This window comes from Alcaligenes sp. SDU_A2 (assembly GCF_038237375.1).
Taxonomy (GTDB): domain Bacteria; phylum Pseudomonadota; class Gammaproteobacteria; order Burkholderiales; family Burkholderiaceae_B; genus Alcaligenes.
The window spans coordinates 2,417,059-2,442,725 of sequence record NZ_CP151273.1 but is presented as its reverse complement, the minus strand read 5'-3'; the positions used below and the strand labels follow the sequence as shown (position 1 = coordinate 2,442,725).

Here is a 25,667-nt window from a genome sequence, read left to right as displayed (position 1 = left end):
TCCGGCTTGCGTGCATAAAGGGCGAATAAGATGGCGAAAGTCCGCTTTATTTGCGGACTGTGCCGGCAAGGCGGCAGGCAGAATAAGGTGATCATTATTCTCCGGATTTTGCGCCCGCCTATGCCCCGTTCTGAAGACGCCCTGGTCGAGCAGTATGCCCCTTTGGTGCGCCGACAGGCCCTCCAATTGGTGTCGCGCCTGCCATCCAGTGTGGAATTGGATGATTTGATGCAGGCCGGCATGATGGGATTGCTGGATGCGGTGCGGCGTTATCAGGTGGTGGCCGAGGCGCAGTTCGACACTTATGCTGTCACGCGTATCCGGGGTGCCATGTTGGACGAGTTGCGCAGCCAGGACTGGCTACCGCGTAGCGTGCGCTCCAAGGCCAAGCAGATCGAGACCGTCGTCAATACTTTACGCCAGTCACTGCTGCGTGAGCCGGCCGAATCGGAAATTGCGCAGGCCTTGGGATTGGAGCTGGAGCAGTATCATGCTTTGCTGGACGAAGCGGCGGGTGTGCAAGTCATTCACTACGAAGATCTGACCCGGCATTCGGATGGCGGAACCGATGCCCTGGAGTTTCTGGAAGACGAGACCCGCGAGCAGGCCTACTTCGATAATCCGCTGAACCTTCTGACCTCGCAGGGCCTGCGTGGGGCTTTGATCCGCGCCATAGACCAGCTTCCAGAGCGCGAAAAGCTGCTTTTGTCGCTGCAGTTCGAGCAGGATCTGAATCAGAAAGAAATCGCCTTGGTGCTGGGCGTGACCGAAGGCCGTGTTTCTCAACTGCGCAGTCAGGCCGTGGCGCGCATCCGTGCTGCTTTGGCCAAGGACCAATGGGATGCCATGTCCGACAGCGCGGAGTTTCAGTTTCTGCTGTGAAAGCACGGGCAGTGTGCCCGGCTGACATATGTCCGAATTTGCTGGTTTGCTGTTGCTCTTGTTGAAAAGCCGGGCTTTTTAGGTGTTTGATCATGGGTTTGCAAGCGGTATGCACAGACTATCCTGATTGTTTTGCATATTGCCGGAGCCCAATGTGGAAGCCCTTGTCGATTTTGATCAACAGATTGCAGACGCTTACGACAAACGCCCTTATACGTCCAATCCGTTTTCATACACGGCTCCGGCACATCTGCGGGCGGCGGCTTTTTTGTATGGCATTCAGACCGTTCCCTTGCGCCATGCACGGGTGCTGGAATTGGGTTGCGCAGCCGGCGGCAACCTGATCCCTTTCGCCGCGTTGTACCCGCAGGCTCAGGCTGTCGGGGTGGATCTGTCATCGGTGCAGATCGAGCAGGGACAGGCTTTGCTCAGGCACATGGGGCTGGAAAATGTTCAACTGCATGCCATGAGCATCAGCGACATCACGCCTGAATTCGGGCAGTTCGATTACATCATTGTGCATGGCGTGTTCAGCTGGGTGCCGCCCGAAGTGCGTCAGGATATTTTGCGTGTGTGTCGCGAAAATCTGTCGCCTGAAGGTTTGGCCTATATCAGCTACAACACCTATCCTGGCTGGAAGGCTGGTGAAATCGTGCGCGACGCCATGCTGCTGCACAGCCATTTTGCCGACGAAGATCAAAAGGTCGAAAGTGCCAAGGCGATGCTGACCTTGCTGTCTGATGGTCTGGCCGCTGGCAATTCCTTGCGTCCGTCTTTGCTCAGTGCCGTGCAGCAGCTAAAGGCGCATACCGACTATTACATCGCCCACGAATATCTGGAAACTTTTAACAATCCCTGCTATTTCGTCGAGTTCGCCGACGCAGCTCAACAGGCTGGCCTTATACATGTAGGAGATTCTGAGCCTAGATTGGAAAGTAGTCACTTGTACGGGAGAAATGTTCAGCTTAATCATAGCCTGATAGCCTTTGGTCGTAATCGCTTGATGCGTCAGCAGTATCTGGACTTCGCCGTAGGGCGTAATTTTCGCAAAAGTATGTTGGTGCATGCTGGTAGAGAAGGCGAAGTATTGAATAGTCCAGATATGAGTCGCTTAGGCGAACTTCGTTTTGCAGGATACTTCGAGCCAGTTAAGAAAAATGATGGCTCTAATGACCAAGTACGTGTCTATCGAACGGCTCGGGGTGAGTCGCTCCATATTGATGAGGTCGGGCTGCAAGCTGCTATGGAGACTTTGCATCAAGCATGGCCACATGCGATCAGTGGTGTGGAGCTTGCTCAGCGTTTGATGCTCGTTCCCGGCGTTCAGACTCCCGAAAAGGCACAGGCAGCACTGGAGGCGATGTTTAATTTTGGTCGTTTTAATATGGAGTTAGATGATGAAACGTCTTGGGCGTGGACATCGCAAGGCTTGCTTGCTGGCTTTACATCTTTGCTGGAGTGGCGCAGCAAAATTCACGAGGGTATAGGCCAATATAATCGCTGGCACGATAGTGCCAATACTCAATTGACGGCAGCGGAGCATTTCGTATTGCAGTATATGGTTAAGGGGGGCGGTAGCGATGTTGATATCCGTCGCGTCTTGTGCGATGCCTGGACTGCGGGCCGAGTTCCCGATAACGATGGGGCCAGCTTGAAAGGTCAGCGCAACTTGGATGCCAAAGCCGTCAAGCTAGTGGCTGACCTCAAGCAACTGCTGGTGCGCCAGGGGCTGATGCGGGCCTGAGCCTCATGGTCCCGTCGTTGCCACGACCATGCGGCTCAGGCTGCTCAGGTCAAACACTGGCAGGCCCGTGCGGGCCTGCAGAGCGAGGGCGAAGTGTGACAGGTCTGTGCATTCCAGGACCAGTGCTCCCACGTTGGCGTGTTCAGCTAGCAGGGCATCGACCACTTGGTCAAGCTCAAGGGCAAATCGTTCCATATCCAGATCATTGCGTTGGGCTTGCAGGATCACGTCGCGAAACTGCGGTTGATCTTGCATGCCGGCAATGGCGATAGGCTCGTCGCTAATGCCCACACCGTGCAGGTGCTCCCTGGTCAGTGAGTGCTGATCGGCCACCACGACTCCTACGGCGCGATCTGCGCCCAGCATGCGGGACACCAAAGGCACCTGAATCAGGCTGGACATAAAAACCGGGATCGATACGGCTGCTGCGATTTCTTTTTGATATAGCGCCAGAAACCCACAGCTGCCGGTAATAGCCTTGACGCCTTCTTGTTCAAGTTCGCGGGCGGCGTCCAGAAATGGTGCCAGTAGGGCTGGATCGCGTTCTTTGATCAACCGGGCGACAGTGGCCCCTTTGACGGTCTTGTACAAGATGGGAAAGTCAAAGCTGGCGGCGTGTTTGATGTGATTGGGTGGTTTAGGAAAACGCGAGTCCAGCGAGATCACGCCCAGCGGGATGCCGTAGTAGTTGTATCCGCCATTGAGAATCATGGTGTGCGGGTCCTTGTTCCAGTACTGCTGGTGAATCGGGAGGGGGAATAGGGGGCGATTTCGGGCAGTTCGCGGCCGGCCAGCAGGCTTTCGCTGATCAGGCGGCCTGTGACTGAGGATAGCGTCAAACCCAGATGGCCGTGGCCAAATGCGACCCATACACGCTGCTGCCCCGGCAAACGTCCGATGACCGGCAGTGAATCGGGGGTGGACGGGCGACTGCCGACCCAGCTCGAGAGCACATTGGGCATGTGTCCGAGCATGGTTTGGGCGGTCTGTCTCATCAAGGCGCTGCGTGCCGGATTGGGCGGGGCAGTATCGTGCGCAAATTCGGCCGTGCCGGCCACGCGTATGCCATCTTGCATCGGTGTTAGAAACGTGGCCTTGTCCAGCCAGACGATGGGGCGTTGCAAAGTAATATCGGAGTCATCCAGCATCAGGTGATAGCCGCGTTCGCTGGCCAGTGGAATGTGGGCTCCCAGAGCAGCCGTCATGTTTGCGCTGGCCACGCCGCTGCAAATGACGATGTGATCAAAGCGCAGGTCTTGATCACCTGCGTTTACGAGGCAGGATTGTGGCTCGGGCGACAGTCGGTTTGCCTTGGTCCGGATGAGGCGGCCGCCGTTCAAGATAAAGTGTGCCGCGTAGCGTCGGCTCAGGGCCAGGGGGCTGACGGTGAAACGTGTGTTGGGGTAGTAGACGCCACCCGCATGGAAATCGCCCAAGGCGGGCTCCAAGTCGGCCGCTTCCCGGCGGCTTAGCATCACAATTTCAGTGCCCAGCTCGGCGCGTAGTTTCAGGTGGCCTTGCCTGGCTTGCTGCAAGCCTTGCTCGGTCGAGCACAAGGCCAGCGCACCCTTATGCCGGATCAGATCATGTGCATGGGTGGCATCCAGCAGGATATGATCGTCGTGCAGCGTGGTGCGCTGCAACTGTGCCATTGCCCGGCATCCGGCCAGAAACTGTTCCGGCCCGCAGGACTTTATGAAACGCAGGCCGAAAGGCAGCAGCCGGGGAAGGTAGCTGGCCTGTATCGACAGCGGGCTTTGACGATCCAGCAATTGGCTGGGCAGTTGTTTCAGTTGTGCCATGCTGGCGAAGGGAACCCGTGCATAGTCAGCGAATACGCCAGCGTTGCCCGATGAGGTGCCTTCACCGGGCTCCTGCTGATCGAGCAGCGTCACCCGACACCCCGCGCGCTGTAACCAGAGTGCGGTGGCCAGACCAATTATGCCCGCGCCGATGACGCCTACATGCAGGCTGTCGCTCATGGTCAGGCTCCGGCTGTGGCCATGTGGGAAGATGTTTGGCCTGGAATATGGCGCAGGGCCGTCACCTGCATTTCTACCTTTAGCTCCGATCTGGCCAGAGGGGACTGAACACAAGCGCGTGCAGGCGGGTTAGCCGTATCTACCCAGGCATCCCAGATTTTGTTCATGTGCTGGAAATCCTGAATGTCTGCCAGCCAGATGGTCACGGTCAGCAACTGTGACCTATGGCTGCCTGCCTGCGTCAGCAAAGTTTCGATCTGGGCCAGAACCTGGCGGGTCTGTCCTTCGATATCCTGAGAGGGATCTTGCGCCACTTGGCCGGCCAGGTAAACGGTGGGGCCACAGGCAACGATCTGGCTCATGCGTTGGTTGGAGTGATAGCGTTCAATATTCATGATTTAAGGCGCAAAAGGGTCCTTGCGGCTTGCGAACAGGCCGGTTTTTGTGACTATGAGTAGGGGTGAGTTTATTGCTTCATTTTTGTGGCGGCGTTTTTCATCAGGTCATAGGTTTCGCGTGTTTCCTGTATCCAGGCAGGGCCACTGCGAAAATCCACATTTGCCCCCATATTGGCGTAGGCAGCCTGAACGTCCGGTTTAGCCATGACCTTGGCGGTGGCCGCGATCAGTGTGTCGACGGCTTCTTTAGGCGTGCCCTTGGGCGCATAGATACCTGACCAGCCCTCGAATGAGCCTTTGATCCCGAAGTCTGCGAAAGTCGGTACACCCGGGTATTCGTCCATGGCCTGATTCAAGACTAGCAGGCGGGCACGCCCGGATTTGACGTGGGGGCCGAAGGCGGGTGGAAAGGACACGGCTGAATCGATGTGACCGCCTATCAAGTCCACCATGGATTCGGCTGTGGTGTTGCCGTGTACATATCTGACGGTATAGCCTGCCTGATCGGCCACAATGCTGGCCAGCACGGTGCCTGAGGAGGCGGCTCCCCAGGAGCCCTGAGTCAGGGAGCCGGTCTTGGCGGCGGCAATAAAGTCCTGAAAGGTTTTATAAGGACTGTCGGCCGGCACCAGAATGCCGAACGGCACCGAGGACAGCTTGACCACAGGTTCGAAGCTGTCGATGTCGTATGGGGTTTTGCTGAAGTTCGGGGTGACTTGTATATTGCTCAGGCCTGCGTTGATCAAGGTGTAGCCATCCTTCTTGCTGTTGGCGACAAAGGTGGTGCCGATGACACCGCCGCCACCGGCTTTATTGATGACTACGACAGGTTTGCCCAGTTCCTGCTCCATTGCATCGGCCCATAGCCGTGTTGTCAGGTCCGAATCGCCGCCTGCGCCCCAGGGCACAATGACGTTGATGGGCTTGCTGGGGTAGTCGGCAGCAGCGGCGCTTGTGGCAATTACGGTGGCTGCAGCAGTGCTAAGGGCCAGGATGGAAATGCGTAGGTGTCTCATGGTTTTGTCTCCGTAATGGGCGGGTCATGGCCCTCCCGTTTTAGTAAATGGGCTCAGGCTCGGGCCTGTGTTTCTTCGTGAGGATGGATGGCCGTGCGTCGGTTGCGGCTCTTCCGTTGCAAGCGCAGCGCGGAGTACACCGAGAACAGGCTCAGTGCCACAAATACCCAGACCATGGGCGACCGGGCCAGCATGCCGTAGTCCGTGCCTACAATAGTGATAGCCTGGTCCAGGTTCTGCTCCAGCAGCGGCGTCAGGATAAAACCGATGATGAAGGCCGCTGCGCTCAGGCCTAGGCGACGCATGCTGCAGCCCAGGATGGTGAAGGCAATCAGCAGGAAAATGTCGTACATTTCCTGGTTCACGGTATAGGCTCCGAAGAAGGCAAAGACCGTCACGCAGGGGAAAATGTAGTAGCTGGGCACCGAGGCCAAGCGTGTCCAGAAACGGAAGCCGGCCCGCGCAATAATCAGCAAAAATAGGTCGGTGATCAGAAAGCCGGCGAAGATCCCGTATATAACGTCAGTATGTTCGTAAAAGATCGTGGGGCCGGGTGTAATGCCGTGAATCAGAAAGGCACCCATTAGCAAGGCGGTCACATCGTCGCCGGGAATGCTCAGTGTCAACATCGGGATCATGCTGGATGCGCACACGGCATTGTTGGCCGACTCGGCAGCGGCCACGCCGTGTAAGGAACCCTTGCCGAATTCGTCAGGGTTTTTGGAAGAGCGTTTGGCCTCTCCGTACGCCATAAAAGCGGCGGCGCTGGAACCTAGCCCCGGCAGTGCTCCAATAAAGGTGCCTATGCCAGTGGATTTCAGAATCGTGCCCAGCACCGAGCGGAACTCTGGCCAAGTCACTCGTTTGTCATCCGGATTGCTGGAAGTGGAGCTGCTTAGGGGCAATGGCGAGGCCCGGCGACGCTTGACGGCTTCGATGACTTCCGGCATGACCAGCACGCCCATCAATACGGGCAGGAAGGTAAACCCGCTCATCAGGGCAGGAATGTCGAAGGTAAAGCGGCTTGCTCCGGTAATGGGTGACATGCCGACCATGGCGAACAGCATGCCCAGGCAGCACGAGAGCATGCCGCGGGTAATAGATTCGCCCGTCATTGAACCGACGACGGTAAAGGCAAAGATCAGCAGAAAGACTTTTTCGATCGGACCGGCCTGCAGCGAGAGTACCGAAATCGGGGCGGCAACAAAGATCAGGACCAGGGTTGCCAGTGCTTCGCCCGTAACCGAGGCGTACAGCGCCATAGTCAAGGCCTTGCCGGCCTTGCCGGCTCTGGCCAGGGCATGGCCATCCTGGGCTGTCAGGAACGAGGCGGCAGCGCCCGGCGTATTGATCAGGATGGCCGAAATGGAGCCACCATAGATACCGGCTTTGTAGATAGCCAGCAGCATGACGATGCCGATGACCGGATCGACGTAAAAGGTCAGCGGCAGGACGATGGCGATGGCCATAATGCCGGAAATTCCCGGTATGGCACCGAAGAATATCCCTATGCATACGCCGGCCACGATGGCCAGGATGGGGCCGGGGGCCAGGACGGCACCTAGACCCGCCACGAAGTTATGCAAAATATCAGACATGTTCGCGCCCCTTAGCCCAGGGACCAGCCAGGCAGGAACACACGTAAGAACGTGCGGCTGCCATAGTCGATCACAAAGGGGGTGATCACGCTGATTGCCAACAAAGGTAAGAATTTTCTGGCACCCAGCAGCCAGCCGATGGCCAGCATGGCAAGAGGTGTGGCAACCATGAAACCGACCCACGGTATGCCAGCCCAGTACGCCAGCAGGATGGCCAGGTACAGGCATACGCCGATGGCATCGTGTGCGCGGCCGTCGCTGTCGGTGGCATGCGTGTGGCGCAGAATGCCCAATAGCGCGGGCAGGCCTATTCCAAGCGCCAGGGCAATCATCAGAACCGCAATGATACGGGGCAGAAACAAAGAGCCCAGCTCGGTCTGGACGCCGCCGCTCACCAACGAGTCATTGCTTAGAATCAGGATAGAAATCAGGATGATGGCGCTGGAAAAGGCCATATTGATGCGGGGCTTAACCATGCGACCCCCTCGGTTTCCGGTTCATGTTTGTCTCCATGTTTCTTTATCGGCGTCTATGCTGACGGCCGTTTGTCGGGTTCAACCCTATTTAGTCTTATTTAAGATAGTGGCTAAATCAGTAGATCAGCGCAAATCTTATTTTTTTAGGACTTCATCAATTTAATTGATGTTCTTGAGCCATGAACCTACGTCATATGGAAGCCTTCCGCCTTGTGATGCTGACCGGGTCTGTATCCGATGCGGCGCAGCGTCTGTACAAGACGCAGTCGGCGGTCAGCATGAATATCGCGGCTTTGGAAGAGCAACTGGGATTCCCCTTGTTCGAGCGCCGCAAGAAGCGCCTATACCCGACGCCGGAAGCCAAGTACATGTATACCGAGCTGGAGGCCATTGTGGGCCGGATGCAGGAGTTGACCGAGACCCTTAAGGATATACGCAACAAGCAGCAGGGTGTTTTGCGCATTGGTTGCATGCCCGGTCCTTCCTATGTATTCATGCCCGATCTGGTAGCTGATTTTCTGGATGACTATCCCGGGGTGCAGGTGTCCTTGCAGACACGCACCTCGGAGAGCATTCTGGAATGGACGGCATCGGCGCAGTACGACGTGGCGTTGGCAGAGATCGGTGGTCCCGATCCGTCCATTGCGGTGGAACTGTTCGATATGGAGTGTGTGTGTGCTGTTCCGGCCGGGCACTGCCTGGCCGATGCTTCTGTATTGACGCCGGCTCTGTTGGCGGACGAACCCATGATTGCGCTGTATCCCGATCACAGCACGGCTCATGCATTAAGCCAGATATTCGAGGCCGCACAATGCCGGCTGAATGTGCGTGTGCGTACCCGCTTCTTTATTCCCGCCTTGCGCTTTGTCGAGCGTGGCCAGGGTATTTGTCTGCTCGATCCGATCACGGTTGCCAGCTACCGTCGACAGGCGAATCCTGGTGTGGTCTTCAAGCCATTCAAGCCCGTCGTGCCATTTCGGGTCGGTTTGTTGCATCCCGCCCATCAGGCCAAGTCGCAGATCACGCGGGAGTTTACCGAACGGTTGCGGGCTGCTTTGGCGGCGCTGCTGCCCGACCGTTGATTCTGGTCAGATCTCTGCTGTTGGCATTCGCTGGGCCTATAACGCAACAAGCCAGCGCAAAGGCTGGCTTGTTGCTGGCTGCCTTGCTCCTTGCGCACGGCAAGAGGCAAGTGCTCTGGGCGTTGATTAACGCAGCAGCGACAGCACGGTCTGTGGAACTTGGTTGGCTTGGGCCAGAACCGAGGTGCCGGCTTGTTGCAGGATCTGAGAGCGGGTCATGTTGGACACTTCAACGGCGTAGTCAGCGTCTTCGATACGCGAACGAGCTGCGGACAGGTTGGTGACCGTGTTGCTCAGATTGGCGATGGTGGACTGGAACCGGTTCTGAACGGCACCCAGTTCACCACGCAATTGGTCAACTTGCGAGAGTGCGGCGTCTAACTTCTTCAGTGGGTTCGAGGAGGAACCTGTCGTCAGCGCGGACAAGGTAACGTCCTCTGCGGTTAGCTCGTAGGCGGCCGCACCTGTTGTCGAAGTCGTGGATTTTGGATCGACGGCTACATAGAAAGTAGCCGCTGTACCTGCTTCCAGGGCCTTGCCGTCAGCGCCGGCAGTGATACCGCGGCTCTTCAGGTTTGCAATCTCGGTAGCATCTGCAGGTGTGATGGAGACGGATGCATACCAGTTCCCACGGCTATCCACCGTCAGGTCTTTTGTGACTGCTAAGCTACCGGTGGCTACGCCAAGGCTCTGTGCAATTTTGGCATCTTCACCGGCCTTGAAAGTAGCGTTGCTGCTTGTAAGAGCGGTATCGTCACCGAATGCTTTTTTGAACTCGGCGGCTCCTGCGGCAGCAGCAGCAGTTCCGTCAGCTTTGGTAATTACGCCTGCGTCGTTTACCGTTGGGCCCGCCACGCTGAAGCTGCCAAGACCAAGCGTGTCAGCGGTGATTTCTTTTAGGTTGATTTCGATCGTTTCGTTATCACGAGCGCCAACTTGAATGGTCAGTTTGTTGTCGCTAGCGAGAACTTTTACGCCGTTGAACTGAGTCTGTTCAGAAACTCGATTAATTTCAGACAGGCGTTGGCCGATTTCGTCTTGGATGGACTGGAGGTCCGAGGGCGAATTAGTTCCGCTTGCGGCCTGCACCGACAGCTCACGTACGCGCTGCAGGTTGTTGTTGATTTCGTTCAGGGCACCTTCGGTCGTCTGAGCGATCGAGATACCGTCGTTGGCGTTGCGTTGAGCTTGCGTCAGGCCCTTGATGTTGGCCGTGAAGCGGTTGGCAATAGCCTGACCGGCGGCGTCGTCTTTGGCGCTGTTGATGCGCAGACCGGAGGACAGGCGCTCGATAGCCTGGCCCAGTGCGCCTTGCGACTTGGTCAGATTGCCTTGGGCAATGAGGGAAAGCGAGTTCGTATTGATAACAGACATGGTAACTCCCAATGTTGAGTAGAGCGGCGAAACGGTTTCGCCCTTTGCCCAGGAAAGCGTTGGCGTCTTGCCGAACCCCGGAGGGTTACACATGCATCCGGCACACTGCGTTCTTCCTGTACACCTGCATTTACGGACGGGGTCCAGGGGACTTTAGGGGGCGGGGTGAAAAAATTATGGCCGGGTGGCTAGGTATGTCTTGCGAGGCGGCGCTTGCTGCAGCGGCGAGCAGGCCAGGGTATCTTGCTTTTGGCCTTGGCACCGTATAGGAGAACAGTGTCTTGTTATTCCGGGCTGAACGTAGTGATGTTCAGCTGCCTGCCGGATTTGCTGTCTCAAGAAAAGCGTTTTGATTATTATTGCTAGATTATTTAAAAGTATACAAAAAGAGACAGAATGACTGTCTATTGTGGAGGTTCGTCGTATTGTTGTGGTGAGTGAAGCATCCTTGTTTCTCACGACTATTTGACGCTTGTAGTCTGTTGTATGATGTTTCTTTTTTTTATCTTCGGAAATTAAATGAAACATGGGGTTTTGCTGCGTAGCGGTCGCGCCGATGCGTTTATGGCCTTGGGTGAAGGCGGCAGGCCAGTGTTTCGTTCTGCGGTCCAATTGCGTGAGGCGCTACGTCGTCGGGCGGGCAATGCCGCCGATCATTTGGCGATTCCCCAGAGTAACGAGATAGGAACAACGCTGGATTGGTATAGCCCGTTTTCGGGTGCAGTCGTGTCCTGGGCCGCTGCCACCGAGTCGGAGCGCGAGTCCGCACGCCAGCAATTGAGCGGCGTACTGAAAGAGGTCGAGCGTCTGGCGGGAGCGGGCGATTCGGCAGATCAGGCTGGTAAAGAAGTAGCTGGCGACAAGTCCTTGTTTTCCAGCTTGCTGCGTCGCGTCATGTATTTTCCGGACGAGAATTTTGTTTATCTGGTGGATGGCAAGGCAGTCCTGACATTTTGGGGATTTTTGCACCACGGAGCCGATCAGGGCGGCGATCCTTTGCTGTGCCTAGCGCACGTTGCTCCAGCTGCGGTCGTGGCTGAGGAGCACGCCGCGCCTCTTGCTCCCGCCGTGCCCGGCCCGGTGGCCGCGTCTGTAGGGACGGCTCCTGTGGTAGGCAGGGGTTGGGCGTATTTCTGGTCCCGATATGGCTGGCGGTTCTTGGCCTTGTTGCTGCTGCTGGCTTTGCTTTTGTTTGGTTTGCGCTGGTGCACGGCACCTGCTTTGCCTGCCGGCGGCTTGAGCCTGGGCTCGGTGCTATCGGGTGGGCCTAGTTGGCTGCCTGCCTGGCTTAAACCTTCCGTACCCAGTGTGCCGATTGGCACCGCTTCTGTAGTCGGGGGGGGAGCTACGTTGCCTTTGCCGGATATGTCGGGGGCAGGGCTTATTCCAAGTCCTCAGATGCCGCTGGAACTCGGCAGTTCCATTGCCCCGCCGCCCGTGGACCAGTCGCCTGCGCCTGCCTCGTCCGCAATGCCACCCACGCTAGCTGAACTTTCGCAGCCTGGTGCGCTGCCGATAAGCGCACCGCCTGTCGACGCGCCTGTATCCCCTCCCGCGCCGGATACACCAGCGGTGTCGCCCGGTAGTGCACCGCAGGTTCCGGCCACTGCGCCTTCCTTGCCCGACAGTCCGGCTGTCGATGCGGCACCGGCATCTTTGGTGGTGCCGCCCAATGCCCTGCAGTCCGGGAAGCTCGGATTCTTGAACGGGCAGTGGGCGGCCAGAATGGGAGTGCAAGACAGCCAGACGGGCAAGCCTGTGCAATTGCAATATCAGCTTGCCGATGGAGCCGGACAGGTCCAGGTCAGGCGTGGCGATGGCGTGCAGTGCGAAGCGCCTGTCACCGCCTCGGCTTTGAATGGGCAATTGGTCCTGAATACAGGTGCAGCGGCGCAATGTACCGACAGCACCGTTTATGACATGCCGAAAATAGTCTGCGATCCCGGTGTGGCCGGTGCGGCCGCGCGTTGTGCCGGGATGTATGGCGCTGATGCATTTCCATTGACGCTGCAGCAAGCTGAATAATAAGTGGTTGAATCCTATGTTGCCTGAATTAGTAAAACACGATGGCTTGGTGACTTTGATCGAAAATACCGGGGTCCAGTTTCTGGACTTCGCATTCGATATCCAGGCCCCCGCTCTGGGTGGCAAAAAGCTGAGCGCCTTAAAGAACACGTTTTTCAGTGAAAGTGGTCAGAACTGGCGTTTGCTGTTCGACGGGCTCCAGTCGGGCAATGAGCAGCTTTTGTTTCATCAGCCCGACGGCGGCGTGGGAGTTTACCCGGGCAGCGCCCGGGGCCGGGATGAACAGGACGTGTCGTTAGCCACGACGTTGGAGTTGTTCAACGGACTGTGGCTGCCTATCCCTTATGTTCGCTTTGTGGCACCGCATCGCTACGATACCGGGCCGGCCAGCTGGAGCCGGATACGCGTGGTGAAGCTGGAAGCGCCGGATCGTGACGGCAACACGCATCGCATTACTGTAGCCTGCGACACCAGTGTAGTGGATCTGACCGAAGGAGCCGCGTATCTTGCGCCCTTGCGCGATGACGTCAACGCCGGTGCCTTGTTCCGTTTGGCGTGTGATAGCGCGCATATGGATTGGTTTCTGGATCGTGATTGGGTTCAGGAGTGGCTGGAGGAAGTGTATACAGACAATCTCAACAAGGTCCGCAGTATCGACTTTGGGGAAGAGGTCAGTCCCCTGCGTTCGGCCCAGTTGCACTTTTTGAATCTGCTCAGCCTGTTTGCGCACCCCCATGATAGTAATGCATCGGAGCGCAAGGAGGCCTGGGCCCGCATTCCGGACATCAAGGTTCTGGCGGCCAATTGGCACAGCGAACAAGTCATACCCGTGGATCTGGTGCTGGATGTGGGTAATTCGCGCACATGTGGCATCTTGATTGAAAATCATGGGCAAGATGACTCTGGTTTGCGGCAGAACTATGTGCTGCAGCTGCGTGATCTGTCCAAGGCGCACCAGATTTACAGCAAACCGTTTGAGAGCCGAGTGGAGTTTGCGCAGGTCGACTTTGGAAAGAATCATCTTTCCCTTAAAAGTGGCCGTCCTACCGCCTTTTCCTGGCCCACCCTGGTGCGGGTCGGGGACGAGGCCGCGCGCTTGGCGGCGCGGCGTCGCGGCACGGAAGGCACGACGGGTCTGTCCAGCCCCAAGCGCTATTTATGGGATGAGAACGAATATAAGCATGGCTGGCGATTTAGCCAGCAATACGATCGTTCGGACGCTGAACCCAGGGCCCTGGCCGCGCCGTTTTCTTTGCATATCGATGAACGGGGCGAAGCCCTGTACACCTTGGACGAGGATGACCGGTTGCCGGTTTTCGAGCCGCTGTATTCGCGCAGCTCGGTCATGACCTTTATGCTGACCGAGGTGTTGGCCCAGGCTTTGTTGCAGATTAACAGTCCTGCCCAGCGGGCTCGTCAAGGGCACTCCAATAAACCGCGCCGTTTGAGCAATATCGTGCTGACCGTGCCGCCGGGCATGCCGCTGGTCGAGCGCAGCTTATTGTCCGAACGTCTTCGGCAGGCGATAGGTTTGCTGTGGACCAGCATGAACTGGTACCAGGGTGAAGAAGATCCCTATGGTCTGGATGCAACAGGTGGCAAACCGGATGGGATTCTGGTTCCCTTGCCGGAGTTTCGGGTCGAATGGGACGAAGCCACATGCTCGCAACTGGTCTATCTGTTCACGGAAATTACGCAGAACTTTGCCGGCCATGCCGATGAGTTTTTTGATGCCGTGGCGGCTCCCCATAAAAAAGACAGGGAGACGCTGACGCTGGGCATTATCGATATCGGCGGCGGCACGACCGATATTGTGATTAGCGATTACACCTTGCGCCGCCCCGTCGGTGCGGGTGGCGGCAGCAATGTCACTATTTTGCCGCAACAGCGGTTTCGCGACAGTTTCAGGGTGGCGGGCGACGATGTGCTGCTCGATGTCATACAGCAGCATATCCTGCCGGCCTTCGAGCAGGCTTTGATCAATGCCGGCGTGGACGATACGGATGTTTTTCTGTCCCGTTTGTGTGGCAATGAAAAGACCGATGCCCGTAAAGCCATATTGCGACAGCAGTTGGCGCTTCAGGTGTTTGTGCCTTTAGGGCTGGAATTTTTGAAGCGGTACGAATCGTATGATCCACACCAGGACCCTTGCGCGGTCCAGGCACCGCTTTGGCGTGAACTGTTGGCTTTCGAGCATCTGCAGGGAAATGCCGCGGGGCAGGTGGCGTTCGACGCCGGGGATCAGCGCGCCCGTGTGTCGGCCACGGTCGCCGAGTACGTGGCGCAGGAGTTGCATAAGCACACCGGACATAAAGTCGATTTTGACTTCAGCCAGGTGGCTCAGCCTTTCGATCTGGGGCATTTGCACCAGAGCCTGATTACCGGCTCCTTGAACATCAACGACCCTTTGCGTTCGTTTTGCGAGGTGCTGTCTTACTACGATTGCGACATCATTTTGATGGCAGGCAGGCCATCGCGCCTGCCCGGCATTCAAGCCTATGTACGCTCGCAGATGCCTGTTTCCCCGTCGCGTCTGCTGCCTTTGCATAACTATCGTACCGGCAGTTGGTATCCCTTTCATACCAATGGGCGGATCAACGATCCCAAGAGCACGGCCTCGGTGGGTGCCATGCTGTGCCTGCTTTGCTACAACATGAATATTGACCAGTTCAATTTCAAGGTGTCTGGGCTCAAGCCGCGTTCCACGCTGCGTCATATCGGCATCATCGACTCCAATAATCAGATTAAAAATCAGGATGTCGTTTTTAAAGATGCGTTGCGGCCAGATCCGGACACGCGGGAAGAGGTGCTTGAACTGGAAAGCATCAGCAGCGAGGACACCGACAGCTATCACATCTTGATGCAGGGCAACTATCTGCGCCTGGGTTATCGACAGCTTAACGTTGAGCGCTGGCCGGCCTCGCCCTTGTACTACTTGTACCTGGATGAACGGGTGCGCCGTCAGATGGCCGAGGCCCCCGATGACGAGGGGCAAATTCCGGCGATGGAAGTCAGCCTGCAACGCAACGAAAAACTGCGCGATAGGCGGGGACGGCGCTTGATCAGTGACCGTCTGGAGATCAGTGCGGCGGCCGCACGGGACTTCAAATTGAACATTGCTTCCAAGACAGCCGTGAAGATTCAGCTCAACACGATGTTGGAAGCAGGCCTGGGGGATACACCCTATTGGCTCGATAGTGGAAGCGTGGTGTTGAAATGAACGATCTGAATGCATTGCAAAACGATTTGCGCGCCGATTGGCAAAGCTTGTATGACGGTGCCGGGCAGGCAATTGATTGGGTTACCCACGCGCGCGCCTCGTCGCAGCGATTGGATGCGCAAGCCGACAGCTTGCTGTTGGAGTTGCGGCGTGCCCGAAACATGGCCCGCAGCCTGGGGGCTGTTTCGACGCGTCCCATGACGATCGGTTTTTTCGGCCTGTCCCAGGCCGGCAAGTCTTATTTGATCTCCAGTCTGGCGGCGGGCAGCAATGGCCGTCTGGAAACCAATTACGGTGGCCAGACTATTGATTTTCTCCGGCATGTCAATCCACCCGGCGGCGGCAAGGAGGCCACCGGGTTGGTGACGCGTTTTAGCCGTTCGGCGCAGGTCGGCCCGGAAGCCTTTCCGGTCGAGCTGCAGATTTTTTCCGAAATCGACATCGTCAAGATTCTGGTCAATACCTACTTCAATGATTTCGATAAAGAGCATATAGGCTACGCCTTTGTGGCCGAGCGCATCGAGGCCTTGCTGGAGTCACTGAAGGCCCGGCAGGGCGGAGCGGTCGCAGGGATCAGCGCCGATGATGCGGTGTCGCTGTGGGACTATGTGCGAGGCAGCTTCAGCAACACGACGCGCATGCTGGACGACTTTTATTGGCCTGCCGTCATTCGTCTGGCTCCCGTGCTGGGCCTGGAAGACAGGGCGCGCTTGTTTTCGATTTTATGGGGCGAGCAGCCCGAGTTAAGTCAGGTCTACGTCATGCTGGCCCGTGTGTTGAGCGAGCTGGGGCACCCGGCCAAAGTGTATGCTCCTTTGCAAGCATTGATCCGGCAGGATGGCGACAGCTTTGTTCAGCAAGACAGCATTATGAATGTGGATGTGCTGGAGTCCTTGGGCAGCCCTACCGAAAAGCGTTTGACGGTATTGCCGGTGCGTGTGCAGGAGGGCGTGGAGCAGGTGTCTGCACAGACGGTGACGGTGCCGCTGGCTCATCTGGCGGCCTTGACGGTCGAGCTGACGTTTCCTTTATGCGGGCCTATGCAGTCCAACGAGTTGCAGCATGTCGATTTATTGGACTTTCCGGGCTATCGCGGGCGTCTGAACATCCGCACGGTCAGCGATGCGGGTGCCGTTGCCGAACAAAGTGGTGGCAATCCTGCTTCGCAGTTGATTTTGCGTGGCAAGGTGGCCTATTTGTTCGAGCGCTACACCGACCAGCAGGAGATGAATGGTCTGGTGATGTGTACGGCCTCAGACAAACAGAGTGATGTCAAAGATGTGGAGCCGGTCCTGACCCGTTGGGTGCATCGTACCCAAGGGCAGACTCCCAAAGAGCGCCAGAACCGTAAAGTGGGCCTGATGTGGGCCGTCACCATGTTTGACAAGCGTATTGGCATTTCCTTGACTCAGGATAGTTCCCAGATACGGCAAGGCTGGGAAGGGCTCATCAAAATGAGCTTCAAAGAACGTTTCGGGCATTGCGAGTGGTTGCAGGCATGGGCTGCGGGCGAACCGTTCCGCAATACCTTTCTGGTGCGCAAGCCTGGTCTGCCGGTGCCTTTTATTGATACCGATGCTGACCATGTCGAACAGTCCTATACCGGCGCGGCTCAAGCGCGCCTGCAGGATATGAGGGCCAGTTTCTCTGACAGTGAATTCGTGGCCCAGCATATCGGTTCGCCCCAGGATAGCTGGGACGCCATGATGGCGCTCAATGATGGCGGGATGACACGTTTGGGGCACCATGTTGCGCAGATCGGAGGGCTGGATTTCAAGCTGGCGCGCTTGCAAGAACAGGTCAGCAGCCTGCATGAGGGCCTGGTCCAGAAGTCGTTGCACGCTTGGTATAACCAGGACGGTGACCAGGAAACGGAGCTTAAGCGAGCATTGGCGGCCCAGTTCAGTGAACAACTGCCGGCTTACCGGCCTGTGATCGGAGAACTGCTGGTCGGATTGCATATTCCCCAGGAAACCTTGCGTGAACTGTTTTTGTCCTTGGTCGGGGTTAAGCCTGATCCGGCGCAGGCAGGAGCGACGGCCGAGCAGCCTTTCGAGCAGCAGTATGCGGAGCTGGTGTATCGCAAGTGGGTCAGCCAGTTGCGCGATCTGCCCACCAGCCGATTGAACCAGAATGTGTTGCGTTTGCCGGTGGCTTTGTTGGCCAGTGTGGTCGAGGAGCTGATTATCGCGTCCGACCGCTGGTCTTTGCAGGAAAGGATTCTGACCTGCCTGACACAGCGCCGTCAGGCAGGTGTGCGCCGCGAACGCCTTGCCGATCGGCATGTGTGCAATGTCTCTATGGTGCTGAGCCAATTCGTGACCTGGCTGTATTTGAAGGAAGATGCTGCCCATCCGTCTTTGTTCGCCAGTCCCGGGCGGTTTGCCGTCGATGGCATGCCCGAGCTCGCGCCCGAGCCGCAAGACCACGGATTGACGTATACGCAGGACTGGGTGGCCGCCTTGGCGCACACCACGCTGCATAACGCCGGTTATCAAGGCGGGCGCGAGTTGAGCCTGGAGCAGAATCAGGCGTTGGGGCGTATTTTGGATAGTTTTACTCTTAAGAGCGTGGTATGAAACTTCGAATCAGTTTGCAGGCACTAGACCCTGTTGTCCCGGGCCGTGCTCGATTGTATGTGCGCGATCTGGAGGAGGAGTTGAGCCTGGCTTCGTACTCAATAGCGATTTTGCGTAGTCAGGACCGTCATTACCTGTATGCGGAACAAGCCTGGGGGTCGTCCTTGCGCTGGCTGCCGCTGCAGGGTTGGGAGACATACGAAGATGGGTTTGCCGTATTGGTGGATGCCGGCATTGTGGACCCTTTGCTGGCTAATTCCAGCGAGGCTTATCAATTGGTTCTGGGTGGTTCCGACGAGCAGGAAATCGGTAAAAGCACCTTGAAGCTGGATAAGGCGATTCTTCCTTCGACGGCGGGAGGCAATGCACAGGCGATGGAGCTGACAGTGGCTGCCGAGCCCACCAAAGTGGCCGAGCCCGTCGAAACAAGCCCTGTGTCCGTCGAACAAGTCGTGTCGCCGCTGGCTACAGAGTCCGCTTCGGCACCCGAAACCGTCGTTGAGCAGGCCCCAGAAAAACCCCGGCAAGAGCACGTTTCTGCCAGTCCGGCAGCAGCGCCATCCAACAAGCAGGCTGGCGGTAAAGCGTGGCTGTGGATAGTGCTCGCCGTGCTGGTGTTGGGCATTGCCGCTGCAGTTGCGTACTTCTTTCTGAAGGGCTCGCCGCAGGATTCCGCAGCGTTTCCTGAGGCACCGCCGGTTGCCTCGAGTGCGGCTGCCGATGCATGCGCCATGGAAAAGCTGGCTGGCATGCCCGGCCTGCAGTTTGTGCAGGAATGCGTCAAAGAGTCCAAGACCTCCGAACAGTGGCTGGCTGTCATTGCACAGGCCAAGCAGGCGCAGCAGTGCGATGTGGCGCAGCGCCTGTATGTCCATAAGGCCCAGGCAGGTGATGTGCAGATCGCTCTGGCGTATGCACGCGAATATGATCCGCAGACGCATCAGGTACAGCCTTGTTTTAGCCAGGCAAATCCGGCGACGGCGGCCTATTGGTACGAAACCGTGTTGCTGTCCGATCCGGCCAATGCCCAGGCCAAAGCCCGTTACGAGGAGTTGAGCAAGTGATGCAGCGTCCTTTTTTCCGATTCGCAATGCTGGGCGCACTGCTCTGCAGCAGTTGGGCTGCCCAGGCCGCGGCTCCATTGCTTCAAGACGGCAAGAAGACTCTGTATCAGCGTGTTTTGACAACGCCCTCCTGCCGTCTTTTTGCTTCCGCTTCTGACAAGGACGGCAAGCCCGTCCCTGCTTTCAGCCGTTTTTATATCTATGAACGGCAAGAGCAGGGTGATCAGGTCCGTCTGCACGTCGGGCCAGACAGCCAGGGTAAGACAGTGGGCTGGCTGGATAAGGCCTGCACGGTGGATTGGAAGATGCAGCTCACATTGGCATTTACCAATCCTGCCAATCGCGACCGTATGCTTTTCTTTAAAGAGCGGTCTATGTTGGAACAGGCATTGGATACGCCTGATCCGGCGACCATTATTGCCCCTTTGCGGCAGGCTCTGCGTACTGACTCGCAGGCCGATGGAGTCCTGGCCCAAGAGCCCGAATACTTTGTGGATCTGCAAAAGCAGTTTTATCTTCTGCCCGTGTTGAGCGGCGAAGAGATCATGACCGAGAACGGATTTCGTACCCGATTGTTGAACGTCGCCTCGGTGACGGACAAAACGCCGGAACAAATCGAACAGGAAAAGCAGGCGCAGCAGCAGGTACAGCGGGCAGCGCAAATCAAGGCGTTTAGTGCCGCTGTCGTCTTTGTGATTGATTCGACGATCTCTATGGACCCCTACATCGAGCGCACGCGCGAAGCGGTTCGCAAGGTCTATGCCAAAGTAGAGGAGCAGGGGCTGTCCAGTCAGGTCAAGTTCGGTCTGTTGGCTTTTCGCTCGAATGTCAAAGAGTCGCCCGGCATCGAATATCTGACGCATATGTATGCCGATCCGAATACGGTGACCAGCAGCGAAGATTTCCTGGCCAAGGTGGCTGATCTGAAGCAGGCCAAAGTGTCGACGGTGGCGTATGACGAAGATGCGTATGCCGGGGTTCTGCATGCCTTGGATAAAGTGGATTGGACATCGTTCGGCGCACGGTATGTGGTGCTGATTACCGATGCAGGCGCATTGGAAGGCAGCAGTCCCTATTCGTCGACGGGCCTGGATGCGACGCAATTGCGTATCGAAGCCGCTAATCCGGGCGTGGCTATTTATACGCTGCACCTGAAGACGCCCTCGGGCAAGAATAATCACGCCAAAGCGGCTGATCAATACCGTGAACTGTCAACGTACACCGGCACCCAGACTTCGCTCTACTATCCTGTCAACGCGGGCGACGTCAATCAGTTCGGCGCTATGGTCGACAGTCTGGCAACTGCCATTACCGAGCAGGTGAAGGTGGCCTATCAGGGGGGCGACGCTATAGGCAGTGCGTCGCGCGCACAGGCTCCTGCCGATACCGCAACCCAGCAGATGTTATCGGATGCCGAGCTGATCGGTCACGCCATGCGCCTTGCCTATCTAGGTAAAGAGACGGGCACGAGTGCGCCGGAGGTGTTCCAGGCATGGATCAGTGATCGGGATTTGATTCGGCAAAATGTCCCGACAACCGATGTACGGGTATTGCTGACCAAAGCGCAGTTAAGCGACTTAAGTGATGTAGTGCGGCAGATTTTAGAGGCGGCTAATCAGGGCTTGATTTCGCCCACCGATATGTTTAATCGTTTGCGTTCGGTCGCTGCGGCGATGGGCACCGACCCGAGCAAATTAAAGCAAGAGTCGGGAACACGCCTGGCCGAAATGGGCTTGATGGGCGAGTATCTGGAGGACTTGCCCTATCAAAGCACCGTCCTGACCCTGGATGAAGACACGTGGGCCAGTTGGGATGCCTTGAGCCAAGAAAAATTTATCCGGGAGCTGAGCACCAAGTTGCGGCACTATGCGCGCTACAACGCGGATGCGGATCGCTGGGTATCTCTGGCCGAAGGTGCGGATGCTCGCGATGATGTGTACCCGGTGCCATTGGAAATGATGCCCTGATATGTTGAGCGTAAAAGGGCTTGAGGTGTCCAGGGGGCATGGGACCCATGTGTTCCGTGTCCAATTGCCCCAGCTTGATCTGGCTGCCGGTCAGATCCTTGCCGTGACCGGTGCCAGTGGCTGCGGGAAAAGCACCTTGCTGGAAGCCTTGGGTTTGTTGTTGCAACCTGAGAGCGTGGATTCTTTTTTCCTGGGGCAACCGTCCAGAGATATCAAGGCGTTGTATGCGGCCAAGCAAGAGTCTGAGCTGGCGCATTGGCGGGCACGAAGTCTTGGTTTTGTGCTGCAGAACGGCGGTTTGCTGCCTTACCTATCTGTTTGGGAAAACATTGTGCTGCCGCGCCGCATTCTGGGGCTGCCTTTGCATGCGCCGCATTTGGATGTGGCAATCCATATCCTGAAGCTGGAACGCCTCTTGTCCCTGTATCCGGCGGCTCTGTCGATCGGGGAGCGCCAGCGGGTTTCTTTCTCGCGGGCAATAGCCCATGCGCCTGGACTGATTCTGGCCGATGAGCCGACCGCCGCTCTGGACCCTCAAACAGCCCAGGATGTATTCCAGCTCTTTTTTACTTTGGCGCACGACTTGGATCTGGCTGTTCTGTTGGTGTCGCACGACTGGGATATGTTGCGCTCGTTCGCCATTCCGCGTCTGCAGGCCACATTGGAGCCGGGGCTGAGCATGTTTGTGCCCGAGCCTTCGTGATGAGCATGAACGTACTCCGTTTGGCGTGGGCCGATTTATGGTTTGACAGGCGCATCTCGTTTTGCATGGTGGCATCCATGTTGGCGGTGGCCGCCCCTTTGCTGTTGTTGTTCGGACTCAAGCATGGCGTGGTCACCCAATTGCAGACAGAGTTGCTGCAAGATCCACGCAATCTTGAAGTCAAGATGGTCTCCAGCGGCAGCTACGATCAGCAGTGGCTGGAACAGTTGCGACAGGCCCCCGGTGCGGGCTATGCGGTCGGCATGACCCGGTCCTTGAATACGCAGGCCGATCTACGTGTGGATCGTCGTCGTTTTTTGGAAAACATTGAGGTGTTGGGCAGCAGTCAGGGCGATCCCCTGCTGCAGGATCAGTCCAGAGACCTGCAGTACGACGAACTGATCTTGACGCAGGAGGCGGCCCGGAAACTGCGTTGGCAGCCGGGTGAGCCTGTGCACCTGCGGGTCAGCCGTCGCCTGGATGGCCGGCTGGAGCATGGCGACCGCCCCATGCGCGTGGTCGATGTTCTGGCAGAGCATCGCTATTCGCGTGCCGCCGTCTTTGTCGCACCGGCGACCTTGATGGCACTGGAGCGGGCGCGGGATGCGTTTCAGGTGCCCGAATTCGGACTGCTGAATGGGCAGGCCGTCGAACCCGGCCAGACAGTACGTTATGCCCGTGCGCGCCTGTACGCCAGTTCCATTGATCATGTCGGCCCCCTGGCCCAATGGCTGGAGCAACAAGACATTGGCGTGGTAAGCCGTCTGGCTGATATTGAGAATGTGCGCGCCATCAACCAGGTTCTGACCTTGATTTTCGGCGTCATTGCCTTGACCGCCATCGTAGGTTGCATGGCGTCCTTGACCGGTGCTTTTTTGGCCAATGTCGACCGTAAACGTAAGGATTTGGCGGTATTGCGCCTGCTCGGATTCAACAGCGGCGGTGTCGTCCGGTTCGTATTGCTACAAGCAGTGTTGCTTAGTGTCGTGGCGTATGTCGCCGGTTTGCTGGTGTATGGCGTGGGCAGCACCTTGTTCAATTATTTATTACTGGGCCAAGGGCTGCAGACCGATTTTGTCTGCCGCATCACACCTGCGCACGCGATGTATGCCTTTCTGATGGCGCTGGGGCTTGCCTGTGTGGTTGCGGCGCTGGGTGCGTGGCGTGCGCTGAAGGTTCAACCTGCGGAGAGTTTGCGTGAAGTTTGATTGTTTTGTCCGTGCAGCGATGTCTGCCTTTGTATTGGGGGCAGTGACGCCTTCGCATGCCGTTGCGTGGGACGAGAAATTCTACAATCCCAAGCCTTCGGATGGGGACGTCATTTTGCCTATGCCCTGCGATGGCGCGATGGTGTTCCGGCGTATCGAGGTTCCGGCATCGGGGCCTTTGGATGATTTGCGTGTCGTCGTTGGCCAGGAAGGGGATGAGTGGGGCTATGTCGAGCACAGCCGTCCGGAGTTTATTGCGGGCAGCTTTACCGACAAGAACACGGGCTCCTCGTCCCGGTACTACTTGTTGGCCAAGTACGAACTGAATCAACTGCAATACAAGGCCGTGACGCAAGAGAGCTGCGCGGACCCGAAACGGATGCTGCAGCTGCCTCAGGCAGAAATCAGCTGGATGGATGCCGTTCGTTTTTCGGACCTGTACAACAAGTGGCTGCGACAGAACGCTGTACAAGCGTTGCCACAAGAGGACGGCATGGCTGGTTTTGTGCGCTTGCCCACAGAGATCGAGTGGGAGTATGCCGCGCGTGGCGGCGCAGCCTTGTCTTCGGTCCAGTTTCGGGATGTGCGGTATCCCATGCCCGAAGGGATGAATGACTATGAGTGGTACGCGGGCGCGCAATCGGCCAATGGCAAGGTGCAGTTTCCCGGTTTGCTCAAACCCAATCCCTTGGGTTTGCATGACATGCTCGGAAACGTGGATGAGTTGATCCTGGAGTCGTTCCGGCTGAACAAGCTGGATCGGCAGCATGGCCAGGCAGGCGGGTTTGTGGTGCGCGGCGGCAACTACCTGTCCTCGCCCGATACCTTGCGCTCATCGGCCCGCAAAGAGCAGGCGTACTACGGAACCAAAGGTCCGACCCAGTCCAAGACAACGGGCATGAGGCTGGCTTTGGTGTCGATTGCCTTGACCTCGCGCGAGCGGGTAAAGGAAATCGAGCAAAGCTGGCAGCAGTTAGGAACGAGCCAGGGTGGGGGAGCCGCTCGAGAGCAGGATCAAGAAACCGCGGTGCAGCGCCTGGGTTCTTTGGCCAGCAGCCTGCAGGATGATTCCCTGAAAGCGCAGCTCAAGCAACTGGAGGGTGATTTGCGTGCTGCCAATCAGCGCCAGGAAGAAACGCGAGACCAGGCGATACGGGCTGGCCTTGAACTGGGGGCTTTTCTGTGCACGAAGCTGAAGGACGATGTGCTTTTTGTAGAGCTGCTGCATCGAAACTATGCGGCCTTGTGCGAATCTGATCCGCAAGAAAAACAGTGCATTAACCGCAAAGAAAAGCTGCAGGAGCAGCAAGAACGTGTCACCAAACTGGCGCGCTATTACGCCAGCAGCCTGATTGACGCTTCCTCCTTGTATGGCAAGGACTTGTTGGAAAAACAGGTTCCCGTTGCCCGGCAGATCATGGAACAGAACAAGAGCCTGTCCGCTTTGCGCCCGTATCTGGATGTGCACTGGAAGAATCAGAGCGATCACTTGAACTCCGAGGTGATCGCTGTAGATGCCTGGAAAGACGCGTGTAAATCAGTGTCTGCAGGTTGATCGATAAGCTTGGGCAAGTTGCTTCATTACATTTACAAAGGAAGAGGAAGTCATGCAAAAAAAAGCATCCCGTTTTACCCCCCGTGTCTTGATCGGCAGCCTGATGCTGGGCGTTGCATTGCTGTCGGGTTGCGCCAGTACCGGAAGCAATATGCTGTCGGGCACCCAAGCCGATTCCCGTCTGACGCAAGGTAATGATGCGCAGTTTTTCAGCAAATCCGGATTTACGGCGTGCGCGGGTGCGGCGACCGCAGGGGTGCTGGCTTGCATGGTGTCCAATTCGAGCAACAAGCTGGCATGTTCGGTGATCGCGGGCGTGGCTGCATGTGGTGTGGCGATGGGCGCGAATTATTATCTTGATCAGCGCCGCAGCGAATATGCAAACACGACCGAACGCCTGGCTGCCATGCAGGCCGATGTGGAAAAAGATACGGCGCACATCGTCGAACGTACGGCGACGGCCAAGCAAGTGATTGCTGATGATAAAAAACAGATCGCCGACCTTCAAAAGAACCTGAAAGATAAAACGGTCGAAAAGAAGCAGGCGGAAAAGCAGTTGGCCCGCGTCGACAAGAATATTGAAGTCTTGAATAAAGACTTGAACAATATGAAGGAAAAGGTGAACCAGTACCGTGATGTCGCCGATGCCGAGCGTAAAGACAGCAAAAAGGGCGCGGAGATCAAGAAGCTGGATCGCCAGATCGATCAAATGAACCTGAAAGTGGCTGTGCTGGAGAAAGAGGTAGAAGACCTCTACACCATGCGCTCGGCTATTACCCTGGGTTAAGAGGGAC

Annotated in this window: 19 protein-coding genes; 12 read left to right on the top strand and 7 right to left on the bottom strand. The window is 57.0% G+C overall.

Annotation, left to right across the window (positions count from 1 at the left end; translation table 11 throughout):
• Window positions 1-120 precede the first annotated feature (120 nt).
• Both AADW57_RS11345 and AADW57_RS11340 read left to right on the top strand, forming a co-directional pair.
• Window positions 121-882 carry an RNA polymerase sigma factor FliA gene (locus AADW57_RS11345; protein ID WP_341667009.1) on the top strand — a complete coding sequence of 254 codons (762 nt, stop codon included), beginning with the start codon at window positions 121-123 and terminating at the stop codon, window positions 880-882.
• Between the two features lie 154 nt (window positions 883-1,036).
• Complete coding sequence (locus AADW57_RS11340; RefSeq protein WP_341667008.1) at window positions 1,037-2,626, top strand: class I SAM-dependent methyltransferase; 1,590 nt, start codon at window positions 1,037-1,039, stop codon at window positions 2,624-2,626.
• Window positions 2,627-2,629: 3 nt separating this feature from the next.
• Here the strand turns inward: AADW57_RS11340 and AADW57_RS11335 are convergent, their stop codons facing one another.
• The 6 genes from AADW57_RS11335 to AADW57_RS11310 form a co-directional block, all read right to left on the bottom strand.
• Window positions 2,630-3,337 carry an aspartate/glutamate racemase family protein gene (locus tag AADW57_RS11335; RefSeq protein WP_341667007.1) on the bottom strand — a complete coding sequence of 236 codons (708 nt, stop codon included), beginning with the start codon at window positions 3,335-3,337 and terminating at the stop codon, window positions 2,630-2,632.
• Window positions 3,334-4,608 (bottom strand): NAD(P)/FAD-dependent oxidoreductase, encoded by a 1,275-nt coding sequence (locus tag AADW57_RS11330; RefSeq protein ID WP_341667006.1) that lies wholly within the window; start codon window positions 4,606-4,608, stop codon window positions 3,334-3,336. The genes AADW57_RS11335 and AADW57_RS11330 overlap by 4 nt, the downstream gene beginning before the upstream one ends.
• Window positions 4,609-4,610: 2 nt before the next feature.
• On the bottom strand, window positions 4,611-5,003 hold the full coding sequence (locus AADW57_RS11325; protein ID WP_341667005.1) for a RidA family protein: 393 nt from the start codon (window positions 5,001-5,003) through the stop codon (window positions 4,611-4,613).
• 71 nt (window positions 5,004-5,074) lie between these two features.
• On the bottom strand, window positions 5,075-6,022 hold the full coding sequence (locus AADW57_RS11320; protein WP_341667004.1) for a Bug family tripartite tricarboxylate transporter substrate binding protein: 948 nt from the start codon (window positions 6,020-6,022) through the stop codon (window positions 5,075-5,077).
• A gap of 53 nt (window positions 6,023-6,075) precedes the next feature.
• On the bottom strand, window positions 6,076-7,620 hold the full coding sequence (locus AADW57_RS11315) for a tripartite tricarboxylate transporter permease (protein WP_341667003.1): 1,545 nt from the start codon (window positions 7,618-7,620) through the stop codon (window positions 6,076-6,078).
• Window positions 7,621-7,631: 11 nt separating this feature from the next.
• Window positions 7,632-8,096, bottom strand: coding sequence for a tripartite tricarboxylate transporter TctB family protein (locus AADW57_RS11310; RefSeq protein ID WP_341667002.1), 465 nt, complete (start codon window positions 8,094-8,096; stop codon window positions 7,632-7,634).
• Window positions 8,097-8,275: 179 nt separating this feature from the next.
• Here AADW57_RS11310 and AADW57_RS11305 point away from each other — a divergent pair, with 179 nt between their 5' ends.
• On the top strand, window positions 8,276-9,178 hold the full coding sequence (locus AADW57_RS11305) for a LysR family transcriptional regulator (protein ID WP_341667001.1): 903 nt from the start codon (window positions 8,276-8,278) through the stop codon (window positions 9,176-9,178).
• Window positions 9,179-9,304: 126 nt separating this feature from the next.
• Here AADW57_RS11305 and AADW57_RS11300 read toward each other — a convergent pair whose 3' ends face one another.
• Window positions 9,305-10,552, bottom strand: coding sequence for a FliC/FljB family flagellin (locus AADW57_RS11300; protein WP_341667000.1), 1,248 nt, complete (start codon window positions 10,550-10,552; stop codon window positions 9,305-9,307).
• Between the two features lie 519 nt (window positions 10,553-11,071).
• Here AADW57_RS11300 and AADW57_RS11295 point away from each other — a divergent pair.
• From AADW57_RS11295 to AADW57_RS11255, 9 genes are all read left to right on the top strand, one after another.
• A complete protein-coding gene (locus AADW57_RS11295) occupies window positions 11,072-12,577 on the top strand; it encodes an SrfA family protein (RefSeq protein WP_341666999.1) in 1,506 nt (501 codons plus the stop codon).
• Window positions 12,578-12,593: 16 nt separating this feature from the next.
• A complete protein-coding gene (locus AADW57_RS11290) occupies window positions 12,594-15,797 on the top strand; it encodes a virulence factor SrfB (RefSeq protein ID WP_341666998.1) in 3,204 nt (1,067 codons plus the stop codon).
• Complete coding sequence (locus AADW57_RS11285; RefSeq protein ID WP_341666997.1) at window positions 15,794-18,376, top strand: virulence factor SrfC family protein; 2,583 nt, start codon at window positions 15,794-15,796, stop codon at window positions 18,374-18,376. Before AADW57_RS11290 ends, AADW57_RS11285 begins: the two co-directional genes overlap by 4 nt.
• Window positions 18,373-19,440: a hypothetical protein gene (locus AADW57_RS11280; protein ID WP_341666996.1), complete on the top strand. Its 1,068-nt coding sequence runs from the start codon at window positions 18,373-18,375 to the stop codon at window positions 19,438-19,440. Before AADW57_RS11285 ends, AADW57_RS11280 begins: the two co-directional genes overlap by 4 nt.
• A complete protein-coding gene (locus AADW57_RS11275) occupies window positions 19,440-21,407 on the top strand; it encodes a vWA domain-containing protein (protein ID WP_341666995.1) in 1,968 nt (655 codons plus the stop codon). Before AADW57_RS11280 ends, AADW57_RS11275 begins: the two co-directional genes overlap by 1 nt.
• Before the next feature lies 1 nt (window position 21,408).
• Window positions 21,409-22,110, top strand: coding sequence for an ABC transporter ATP-binding protein (locus AADW57_RS11270; RefSeq protein ID WP_341666994.1), 702 nt, complete (start codon window positions 21,409-21,411; stop codon window positions 22,108-22,110).
• A gap of 5 nt (window positions 22,111-22,115) precedes the next feature.
• Entirely contained in the window at window positions 22,116-23,318 is a 1,203-nt protein-coding gene (locus tag AADW57_RS11265; RefSeq protein WP_341666993.1) for an ABC transporter permease, read from the top strand.
• Between the two features lie 19 nt (window positions 23,319-23,337).
• Window positions 23,338-24,873 (top strand): formylglycine-generating enzyme family protein, encoded by a 1,536-nt coding sequence (locus AADW57_RS11260; protein WP_341666992.1) that lies wholly within the window; start codon window positions 23,338-23,340, stop codon window positions 24,871-24,873.
• Between the two features lie 151 nt (window positions 24,874-25,024).
• Window positions 25,025-25,660, top strand: a complete 636-nt coding sequence (locus tag AADW57_RS11255) for a hypothetical protein (RefSeq protein WP_341666991.1) — start codon at window positions 25,025-25,027, stop codon at window positions 25,658-25,660.
• Window positions 25,661-25,667 lie beyond the last annotated feature (7 nt).